A 9,960-nucleotide genomic window follows, 5' to 3' on the forward strand; every position below is an offset into this window, starting at 1 on the left:
GGGTCGGTCAATTTGGCATCCGCCTCATCCACCGCCACATGCTCTTCGACCCCGCCCAGTTGCCCCAATTCGGCTTCCACCACCACCCCTTTGGCATGAGCGGCCTCTACCACCCGGCGGGTAATGGCAATGTTGGTTTCAAAATCCTCGTGGCTGGCATCAATCATCACCGACGAATAAAAACCACTGTTGATGCAGTCGTAGCAGGTCTCCTCATCGCCATGATCGAGATGAACGGCAAAAATGGCTTCGGGGAAGATTTGATCGGCCGCCCGAATCAAGGCTTCCAGCATCAGTTTATGGGTGTACGAGCGCGCCCCTTTGCTGATTTGAATAATAAACGGCGCCTGACTGTCCAGATTGCCGCGGAACAGTCCCATGGTTTGTTCCAGATTGTTGATGTTGTAGGCACCAATGGCATACTTACCATACGCAGCTTTGAATAATTCTTTGGTTGTAACAATCATCTGACACACTCCCTTAACAAGTAGAATGAACGCTCAGACCGCAACAGCAAGCGGTGAACGAAAACAGCGGTTTGGCTGCCATCTGCGGTAACTCAATTATACCCAAATTATCAGTGACAGACACCGCTTCCGCTGTCCGATGCGCCCATGCCGGCTACCGGTACAAATTCCCAGTAGTAACCGTTACCTTTCAACGAAAGTTTTAACACCCCATAGGTATACAAAATCCTTTTTTCGCTATGCGCTGCCACCTCCCCAATGCCGCGCAGGCCTGCCCCACCGGTACCGACAATAAACTGACGGATACCGCGTTCCGCATCAGGTTGACCATTCGGATTCAGCGGCGCAAACCGCTCATAATGGTGATCATGCCCGTTGATAATCACGTCCGCGCCGGCTTCGTAAAGGGCTTTCCAGAACGGACGCACAACCTCGTTGCCGCCCCGCGTCCCCGAGGTGAACAACGGGTAATGCCAGATTGCCAGGGTGCAAAGATTTGGATGTTCCGCCAGGTCTTCTTTCAGCCACTCCATCTGCGGCGAATCCTCACCGCAGCCGCCGGCATATTCACAGACGCTGTTCAGGACGATGATATGCCACTCTCCCAGATCAAAACTGTAATAGCCTTTGCCGGGTTCACCGGCACGCTCGCCAAAATAGGCGTAATAAGGAGCACCTTGTGAAATGAGAAGATCGTGGTTGCCGGCTGCCGGGTAGATGCGTTCCTTATGCCGTCCCCAGCTGGGGTTGAAACACATCTGGTAATTGGCTGCCGTTCCCGCTTCGTTGGAATTATCACCGGCAGTGAATACCGTACCGGGAATTTGATCGAGAAGCGCGGCAGTGTACTGGCTGCCTTCTTCGCCACAGATGGCAATATCCCCGGCGCCCACCAGAATCGCTTCGTTCTTGAAGAGCAATTCTTCCGCCAGTGCGGCATAGCCCTGACCATTGCGCCGCAGAACTTCAAGATAATATCCGCCGGTTTCTCCCCAAATGGCTGCAGCCTCAATATGCTTGCCGTTTACCCAATCGTTGTAAGCGCGGACAATTTGCAAACCGCGCGGCGCACCCGCAACCTGTACCTGCCTGCCCCAATCCATTAAGCTGCGCTCCAACTCAGACAGCTGATTACCATCCCAGGCTTCTACCTGCAAAGTGGTACTCTCAGAGGGAGCAGGTTCAATCGGTGTTTGCGGGTAGAGGTCCACCCACAAGTCGGGTTGCTTTGAACAACGGTCATAATTGTTAAAAACCTGCATGATCAGGTAAAACCGCTGCTCGCGGTTGGCTTCCAGCCAGCGGCTGATCATCCCGCAGCCATCATCCACTTCATCCACATCCACGATTAGCGCAAACCGGCGTTCCAGCCGCCAGATATGGGGATGCGTTGCAAAAGAATGATACACATCATCCAGGGTTTGCTGGATAAATGCAGCAGATGGATCACTTTGTTTTTCAATGTCCAGCAGCACCCCCCAGTAAAAATCCTGCTGGCGGCTGGCTTGCAGAATTGCAGCCAGGAAAGACTTTGCGCTGTCGTCTTTCCAGTACATCGCGGCTGCCTGAATGCCTGCCTGTTTCATCTCCCCAATTTGAGCCTCGATCACCGCCGCATCCCGCGAATCATAAGTGCCGCGGGCAGGCTGCAGACCGATTGCCGTCCAGTCTTCTTTCTGCATCGGATAATACAGGGCAACCCGCAGCGGCAGACTCAAATCGTTGGCTGCCGGGGTCGGGGTCAGGGTGGGTGTCGGCGATGGAAGCGGCGTAGCGGTGTGAGCCGGTGTAACCGTTGCAGTTGGTTCGATCACCTCCGCTGTGGGGGTGGCTGGCGGCGGCGGAACAGCACACCCGCTCAGCCATAACCCAACGACCAAAAGGGTTTGCCAGACTTTGTTCATTCGTAACCGTTGGAATTTCATTCCACACCTCCCTTCCGCGTTTCTGCAATTCATTCAAACGGTTGTTATTATTGTACTGAAAGTACAGGTATAATAACCCCGTTTTTGTTGGTACAGCTTGAATGAAATGGAGTTGTAATGAGTCTGTATACTTTGGATGAAATTCACCGCTTATTGTCGGGGGTGCGGATTGAACAAACACCCTTTCTGATTCTGGATGAAACCCGCCTGCGGGTTAATGCCCGCCGTTTTCGAGCCGCCTTTCCGGGTGGGCGGGTTTTATTTTCGGTCAAAGCCAATAACCACCCTCAGGTACTGCGCTTGTTTGCCGAAGAAGGAATTGACTTTGATGTGGCATCGTGGGGTGAGATTGAGATTTTGGCAGCGGCGGGTGTGCCCGTTGAGCGGATGATTTTCAGCGCACCGACCAAAATTCCGCGCCATATTGAACAGGCGCATCAGTTTGGTGTGCGGGTATTTGCCTTTGATTCTGCATTGGAACTGGAAAAACTGGCACGCTTTGCCCCCGGAGCTCTGCTGATGGCGCGCATGGCCGTGGATAACCAGGGCAGTTACTGGCCGCTGGAACGCAAGTTTGGCATCCAGCCCGAAGAGGGACTGAACCTGTTGGATTATGCCGTCGAATTGGGATTGAAACCATACGGTCTTACCTTTCATGTCGGCTCGCAGAACAGCGACCCGCTGGCCTGGGTACGCGCCCTGGAACGGCTGCGTCCCATGTTTGAGAGCCTTATTCAAAAAGGCCTGGCGCTTGCCTGCATTAATATCGGAGGCGGGTTTCCTTCTCAATTCGATCGACCTGTGCCGACCGTGGAGGAAATTGCCCGCGAAATCCTGAGCCGCTGGCAGGACTGGTTCGGCAGCCAGACGCAATTGTGGGTTGAACCCGGCCGCGGGCTGGTAGGGGATGCGGGCGTGATGGTTACCTCAGTCATCAACCGCGCCCGCCGCAACGGCCAGGAGTGGCTGTATGTGGATGCCGGGGTCTTTCACGGCTTGATCGAAGGTTTGGAAATGTTTCACTTCCCCTACAACATCCTCAGCGAAAAACCGGACGAGGAACTGATCCCCTTCACGATCAGCGGGCCAACCTGCGACAGCGCGGATGTCATCCGCAGCGAGGTTTACCTGCCCGCCAGCCTGACCCTTGGAGACCGCCTCTACATCTTTCCCGCCGGGGCATACACCAACTCACTGGAGCATTACAACGGCCTTTCTTTTGCGCCGGTCATCCTGACCGGCCCAAAGGCATAAGAGGGCGTATAATTTAATTCTGTAATCATCCCCCCACAGATACAGGTTGGCGATGGACTTATCGGTCATCATCCCCGTATACAATGAGGAAGAATCACTCCTTTTACTGCATCAAGCAGTTCATCAGGCATTAGATCCGCTCAACCTGCATTGGGAGATGGTGCTGGTGGATGACGGCAGCAAGGATGCCAGCCCGCGCATCATCGAACAGCTCCACCAGTCCGACCCGCAGCATGTGCGCGCCGTTCTGTTGCGCCGCAACTTTGGTCAAACAGCGGCCATCGCCGCCGGTATTGATCATTCCTGCGGGGAGAGGATTGTTTTGCTGGACGCCGACCTGCAAAACGACCCGGCCGATATTCCCACGCTGCTGGCAAAACTGGATGAAGGTTACGATGTGGTCAGCGGCTGGCGGATCAACCGGCAGGATCAATTTCTCACCCGCACACTCCCTTCCCGTCTTGCCAACTGGCTGATTTCCCAAACCACCGGCGTTCATCTACATGATTATGGCTGCACCCTCAAGGCCTACCGCCGCGAGGTCATTACCGGCTTTAAGCTGTACGGCGAAATGCACCGCTTCATTCCGGTTTATGCTCATTCGGTGGGGGCAAAGATCCTCGAAGTGCCCGTCCACCATCACCCGCGCCGCTTCGGCAAAGCCAAATACGGGCTGGAACGCACCGTCAAGGTCATTCTGGATTTGATCACCGTCAAATTTCTCAGCAGTTATGGTAATAAACCCATCTACCTGTTTGGCGGGGCCGGCTTCATTCTCATTCTGCTCAGCCTGATTACGCTGCTGGTGTTGTTTGTGCGGCGGGTATTCTTCCAAATCCCCGTTTTGGATTCCCCCATCTTTATCATGAGCACAATGGTGTTCATCCTCGGCTTTCAATCCATCTTGATGGGGCTGATTGCTGAATTGCTGGTGCGCACCTACCACGAATCACAGGGCAAACCAACCTATACCGTCCGTAAAATTCTGCCGAATAACCACCCTATTCATGAGCCCAACCGTTGAAGCTGCTGCCCTGCCTCTGCCTGCTGAACCCATGCGGAATGGACTTGCAATCCGCCTGTGGTTGTTGCTGACCGGGATTTTTGGCCTGCTGACTTTACCCGACCTGCTCGAAAAAGGGCGGTATTCGGGCTGGTTCATTGCCCGCTATTCGTGGCAGTGGAGTTTGCTGATCACCGTCTGCTTTTTGATCAGCCTGACCTGCCTTTTGTTATGGCTGGCACTGCAAAACGGCAGAAGCCGCCGCCTGATTCTGTTTTCTGAAAAGGCGGTACAACAACTCCAACGGCTGGGACGGTGGAACTATCTGCTGTATTTCAGCGGCTGGCTGCTCACGGCTGTTTTCATGCGTTTTTTCTTTGTCAAGCATTTTACTGCCCTCAGCGACCGCGTGTGGATTGTGTGGCTGGCGGCCGGGGTGACCAGCCTTTTTTGGATGGCAGCCGGAAGGATCCAGTTTTTCTGGGCTGTCGGTCTGGGAATGCTGATCGGCGGCTTCCTGGCAACTCTGATGACCTATGCGGCTGCCGTCAGCCCCTATCCCTTTTCACTGGGCTGGTCAGAAGCCAGCCGTTATTACTATGCTTCCCTGCCCTTTGCCAAACAAATCTACGGTTTTTCAATCCCCCTTTCCCCGCTACATGCCTCCCGCTATCTGCTGCTCAGTTTAGCCTATCTCATTCCCGATTCACCCCTGTGGTTTCACCGCCTCTGGCAGGTCATTCTGTGGATTGGGATGAATCTGGCAACCGGTTGGGCGCTTGCCCGCCGGCTTGGGCTGCGCCCGGCGCTGCTGATGGGGGGGACAACCCTTTGGGCATTTCTTTTTTTGATGCAGGGTCCGGTCTATTATCATCTGCACCTGTGTATTCTGCCGGTCTTGTGGTTGTACCACCCGCAACGCCCGATGCGCACCCTGGCGGGCGTGATGCTGGCTTCGGTGTGGGCCGGCCTCAGCCGGGTCAACTGGTTCCCCGTGCCGGCCATGCTGGCCGCCGCCATGTACATGCTGGAAACCCCATTCCACACCCGGCGCAGCTGGCTGGCTTATTTGAGCCGCCCGCTGCTTTGGGGGGGTGTGGGAATATCCTGCGCGCTGCTGGCACAGGCTGCTTACATCCCGCTCTCCGGCAACAGCGACCCCAGTCTGTTTGCTTCCAGTTTTACCTCATTGCTTTTGTGGCACCGCTTGCTGCCCAGTGCCACCTCCGGTTGGGGAATTTTGCCGCTCGGGTTGATTGTCTCGCTGCCATTGCTGGGATTGATTGTCCTCAACACCCTGCGGCGCGGTGCCGGCTGGCATCCGCTGCGCCTGCTGGCACTGGCAGGGATTGGCGGTTTGCTCTTTGGCGGCGGACTGGTGGTCAGCACCAAAATCGGCGGTGGCAGCAATTTGCATAATCTGGATGCTTACTTTGTGCTGCTGCTGCTGATCGGAGCTTATTTTCTGTTCGACAAAGCCGTTCCGGATCAGCCGGGCACGGCATCGCCAACGAAGCGGCCGGCGGCCCTGGTTGGGCTCATTCTGGTTATGCCGGTTATCTGGTCGTTAGCCGAATTTTCACTGCCCGCAGCCAAAGACTTGCAGCAGGCACAGGTGACTTTGAACTCCTTAAATCAACTGGTCAGCAGCGCTGCTCAACGCGGTGAGGTGCTGTTCATCTCCCAGCGTCACCTGCTGACCTTTGGTTATGTACAAGATGTACCGCTGGTGGCAGATTACGAATTGCTGTTACTTTCGGAAGCTTCCATTTCCAACAACCGCACCCTGCTGGAAAAATTCTATCAGGATTTGCGCGAACGTCGTTTTGCCATGATCATTACCGGCCGGCTCAATCCGAGTTATCAGCGTCCCAAAATGGACCCCTTCGCCGAAGAGAACAACCTGTGGGTGGATCGCATTACCTTCCCGATTCTGGAATATTATGGGGAAGAAGCTTACTTTGGTGAACAAAACCTGCAAGTGTTGGTGCCCAAATGAGCACTGATCAGCCTGTTTCCGGGAAACCATCCCGCTTTCGTAACTGGAAGCAATGGGTTCAAATTGGAGGAACGGCGCTCTCGATCATTCTGCTGGTCATTTTGATTCGCCAGCAGGGATGGGGCGAGGTACTCTCTGCCGTACAACAAATTCCGCTGCCCATTTTTGTGATGACGCTGGCGGTCATGCTCGCTTCCCGTTTGTGCGTGGTGCTGCGCTGGTACGCATTGTTGCGATCCGCCGGCGCGCCGGTCTCCTTCAAATCCATTTTCGAACTGGTCTTTGTCGGTTTGTTTGCCTCCAATTTTCTGCCCTCTACCATCGGCGGAGATGTGGTGCGCCTGGCCGGTGCCGTCATGCTGAGGGTGGATGGCGGCTTAAGCGCCGCCTCGCTGGTTGCTGACCGTTTGATTGGTATGGCCGGCATGACGGTGATGCTGCCGGTCGGCCTGTCCAGCGTGCTGGGTAAAACCGCACTTCATGCAGCTGGTTTGTTCAGCTCGCTGCTGCCTTTACCGGCACGTTGGCGCGAGAAATTGCGCGGTTTCATTACTCAGGTTTTGATCAGCCTGCAGCACTGGCTGAAACATCCGGCCGGGCTGGGTGCGGCGTTTGTGGCAACCCTGGGTCACATGGCTTGTACTTTTCTGAGTGTCTCTCTGCTCTTGAATGCCCTCGGTTCACCGCTTGACTTCTGGCAAATTGGCGGCTTATGGAGCCTGTCCTACTTTATCACCTTACTGCCGGTTTCCATCAACGGGCTGGGATTGCAGGAAGTTTCCATTTCCTATCTCTATCACACCTTCGGCGGCGTGCCGTTGGAAAACACCCTCACCCTCAGCCTGATGATGCGCCTGTTGTTCGTCGCAGCCAGCCTGCCGGGCGCGTTCTTTCTGCCGTTACTGGCAAGTTTGAGAAATGTAGAAACCGCAAACCACCAGTGACCAATCCAGAAGGAGGCCTGTCAATCTTCGGCAAGCACGGCCATTGTTTCGCCTTCTTCAACAAACTGCTCTGCCAGCAATTTGTCAGGGATTGCATCCGGCAGTTCATTTTCCAGGTTTCGGATGCGCGGATTCAGAAAAGCAAAGGCAGTCGCCACCATCAACAGAATGCCAGAGATCACAAACATCAAGCCGATACCCCGCCCGGCGCCTGCCCCGATCAGCATGCCGGGCAGGCCTTCTGCAAGCACCCCACCGGGGCGCATCAGCGGTTCGAATACCTGATCGGCCAGCGGACCTGCCAGCAAAAAAGCCAGCGGCATGATCGAGCGGGAAATCAGGCTGCGGATGGCAAATACCCTGCCCTGCACATCGGGGGCAACTTTGGTCTGAAAGATCGCCTGACTTAAACCCGAAGCAATCGGAACCGAGAAAAGGAATACAAAGAAACCGGTCGCAATCCAAAACGGGTTGGCCCGCAGGCCGATAGCCAGAACAGCCACACTTCCCAGCCCAATAAAACCCAGAACGCCGAAAATCCGCCGCTTTGGACCGCCCCACACCCCCAAAACCAGACTGCCTGTCAGCATGCCAAAACCGGTAGCCGTCTGAACAGCACCCAGTACCGCCGGGGTAGAAAACGAAAGCACCAGCGGGCCGGTCAGGACACTTGCAAGGTTCAACAGAAAATTGACCAGCGCAAAGTACAGCAGTAAATTGAACAAACCCCTGCGCTGCCGCAGGTACTGCCAGCCGAACAAGGCATCCCGCCAGATTTTACCCCGTCCATCCTGTTCAATCTGGCTGGTCAGCGGCGGCTGGGGAATGCGCACGATCAGCAAAGCACCGACTGCAAAAAAGTAGGTGAGGAAGTCAATCAGAACAATGCCTCTCAACCCAATCACACCGAAGAGAATACCCGCCAACAGCGGTGCAATCAGCATCTCCATAGATTGGGCTACCTGCATCAAACCGCTGGCGCGGGCCAGATCCTTTTTCGGCACCAGCATGGTGATCGAGGCAGTGTAAGCCGGCTCCTGAAAAGCAGCGAACAATGAACCGGCCAACGCTACCAGATAAATATTCCAGATTCGCAATGAATCGCTCATCACCAGAAACACGACCGCCAGCGTGACCAGCGCATTGCCGGTATCCGCCAGAATCATCAACCAGCGCCGGTTCCAGCGGTCTGCCAGCGAACCCGCCAGCGGTGTCAGTAAGATACGCGGTAATGTGCCAAACAAAACCGTAATGGCAAATGGGGTTGCCTGACCGGTTTGCTGGTAAATCCACACTCCCAGCGCGAAACTGGTGAGACCAGAACCGATAATTGAAATCACCTGGCCAATCCAGATGACCAGAAAAGTGCGCATGTTGCGCGGTTGCAGGTCGGTGTTCATCATTGCTCCGGGGTGCCTGGTTGACTTTCGGCAGGAAAATAAAAACTGGGGTAAAAAGCAATCATCAGGGAATAGGACTGATTGTCCTGCGCTTCTTTTTCATCGGACTGCTCAAATTCCTTGAGCAGTTCTTCAATTTTGGTTAGCAGACGGGCAGCCTGTTCATCGCTTAAATTTGACCGGAGACGATTCAGTACCAGCCGGCGGGGTTTGGGAGGTTCTCCCTGCTCCAGCGCATAGAGACGGGCTTGCAGACTGCGCAGCAAATCTTCACGGGTGGCATCAATCGTATCCCGTACAATGCTCAGGAGTTGCTCATTATGCTCTCCGGATGGGAAAGAAAACAAATTGGGATCTACATCAATGGTCGGTGAAGTAACAGCGTAGATTTTTTCAATCAAGTTGCCTACCTGACGGGTTTCCTGGACGAAGATGAAGCCGAATTTTTCAAGCATATTGAAGTGGTAATATAACTTACTGGCGCTCATGCCCAGTTTTTCGGCTACCTGCCGCACCGTTTGCGATTGATGAAGCAAGGCTTCAAAGATTTGGGCGCGAATCGGGTCGGAAATGACCCGCATGGTCTCCATATCGCGGATGACAAACGCCGGGGAAGAAGATTTTTCCATTTGACATTCCTTTATCGCCAAAATAATTTTTTGCGTTAAAAAACAGTATAGCGATTTTTTCTATCCTGTCAAGATGAAATAGCCGAAAAAAGTACTGTTTTTTTCTATTATTGGCGAATTGGATGGAACGATGGATGGGTGTCTGTGATATAATCAATAATAGAACAATTTTTCTATATTCAATCAGCAAGGAGAAACCGCATGTCCCATTCTTCCTCTTCCAATGGTTTATCGGTGGTAGCCCTGATCATCATGCTGTTTCTGCTGTTCAACCTGTTTCATGACCGCCAGACGGCCAGCGCCACACCGTTGAGCAATCCTCCCACCCCTCTGCCCACC

8 protein-coding genes are annotated in these 9,960 nt (G+C 54.3%); 4 read left to right on the forward strand and 4 right to left on the reverse strand.

The window, feature by feature from the left end:
- Together ACWIZX_RS13815 and ACWIZX_RS13820 are read right to left on the reverse strand one after the other, a co-directional pair.
- Nucleotides 1–467: class II fructose-bisphosphate aldolase (locus ACWIZX_RS13815; protein ID WP_448336187.1), on the reverse strand; the 467-nt coding region annotated here is incomplete at its 3' end.
- Nucleotides 468–577: 110 nt separating this feature from the next.
- Nucleotides 578–2,392: a metallophosphoesterase gene (locus ACWIZX_RS13820; RefSeq protein ID WP_448336188.1), complete on the reverse strand. Its 1,815-nt coding sequence runs from the start codon at nucleotides 2,390–2,392 to the stop codon at nucleotides 578–580.
- A gap of 117 nt (nucleotides 2,393–2,509) precedes the next feature.
- Here ACWIZX_RS13820 and ACWIZX_RS13825 point away from each other — a divergent pair, with 117 nt between their 5' ends.
- Genes ACWIZX_RS13825 through ACWIZX_RS13840 form a run of 4 tightly spaced genes read left to right on the forward strand, consistent with a single transcriptional unit; the run spans nucleotide 2,510 to nucleotide 7,592 of the window.
- Nucleotides 2,510–3,646, forward strand: a complete 1,137-nt coding sequence (locus ACWIZX_RS13825; protein ID WP_448336189.1) for a type III PLP-dependent enzyme — start codon at nucleotides 2,510–2,512, stop codon at nucleotides 3,644–3,646.
- Nucleotides 3,647–3,698: 52 nt separating this feature from the next.
- Nucleotides 3,699–4,670, forward strand: a complete 972-nt coding sequence (locus ACWIZX_RS13830) for a glycosyltransferase family 2 protein (RefSeq protein ID WP_448336190.1) — start codon at nucleotides 3,699–3,701, stop codon at nucleotides 4,668–4,670.
- Nucleotides 4,654–6,648, forward strand: a complete 1,995-nt coding sequence (locus ACWIZX_RS13835; protein WP_448336191.1) for a hypothetical protein — start codon at nucleotides 4,654–4,656, stop codon at nucleotides 6,646–6,648. The genes ACWIZX_RS13830 and ACWIZX_RS13835 overlap by 17 nt, the downstream gene beginning before the upstream one ends.
- Entirely contained in the window at nucleotides 6,645–7,592 is a 948-nt protein-coding gene (locus ACWIZX_RS13840; protein WP_448336192.1) for a lysylphosphatidylglycerol synthase transmembrane domain-containing protein, read from the forward strand. The genes ACWIZX_RS13835 and ACWIZX_RS13840 overlap by 4 nt, the downstream gene beginning before the upstream one ends.
- 20 nt (nucleotides 7,593–7,612) lie before the next feature.
- Here ACWIZX_RS13840 and ACWIZX_RS13845 read toward each other — a convergent pair whose 3' ends face one another.
- Nucleotides 7,613–8,995 (reverse strand): MFS transporter, encoded by a 1,383-nt coding sequence (locus ACWIZX_RS13845; RefSeq protein WP_448336193.1) that lies wholly within the window; start codon nucleotides 8,993–8,995, stop codon nucleotides 7,613–7,615.
- Nucleotides 8,992–9,621 (reverse strand): ArsR family transcriptional regulator, encoded by a 630-nt coding sequence (locus tag ACWIZX_RS13850; RefSeq protein ID WP_448336194.1) that lies wholly within the window; start codon nucleotides 9,619–9,621, stop codon nucleotides 8,992–8,994. Before ACWIZX_RS13850 ends, ACWIZX_RS13845 begins: the two co-directional genes overlap by 4 nt.
- Between the last annotated feature and the right edge of the window lie 339 nt (nucleotides 9,622–9,960).

It is taken from the genome of Bellilinea sp., from assembly GCF_053501535.1.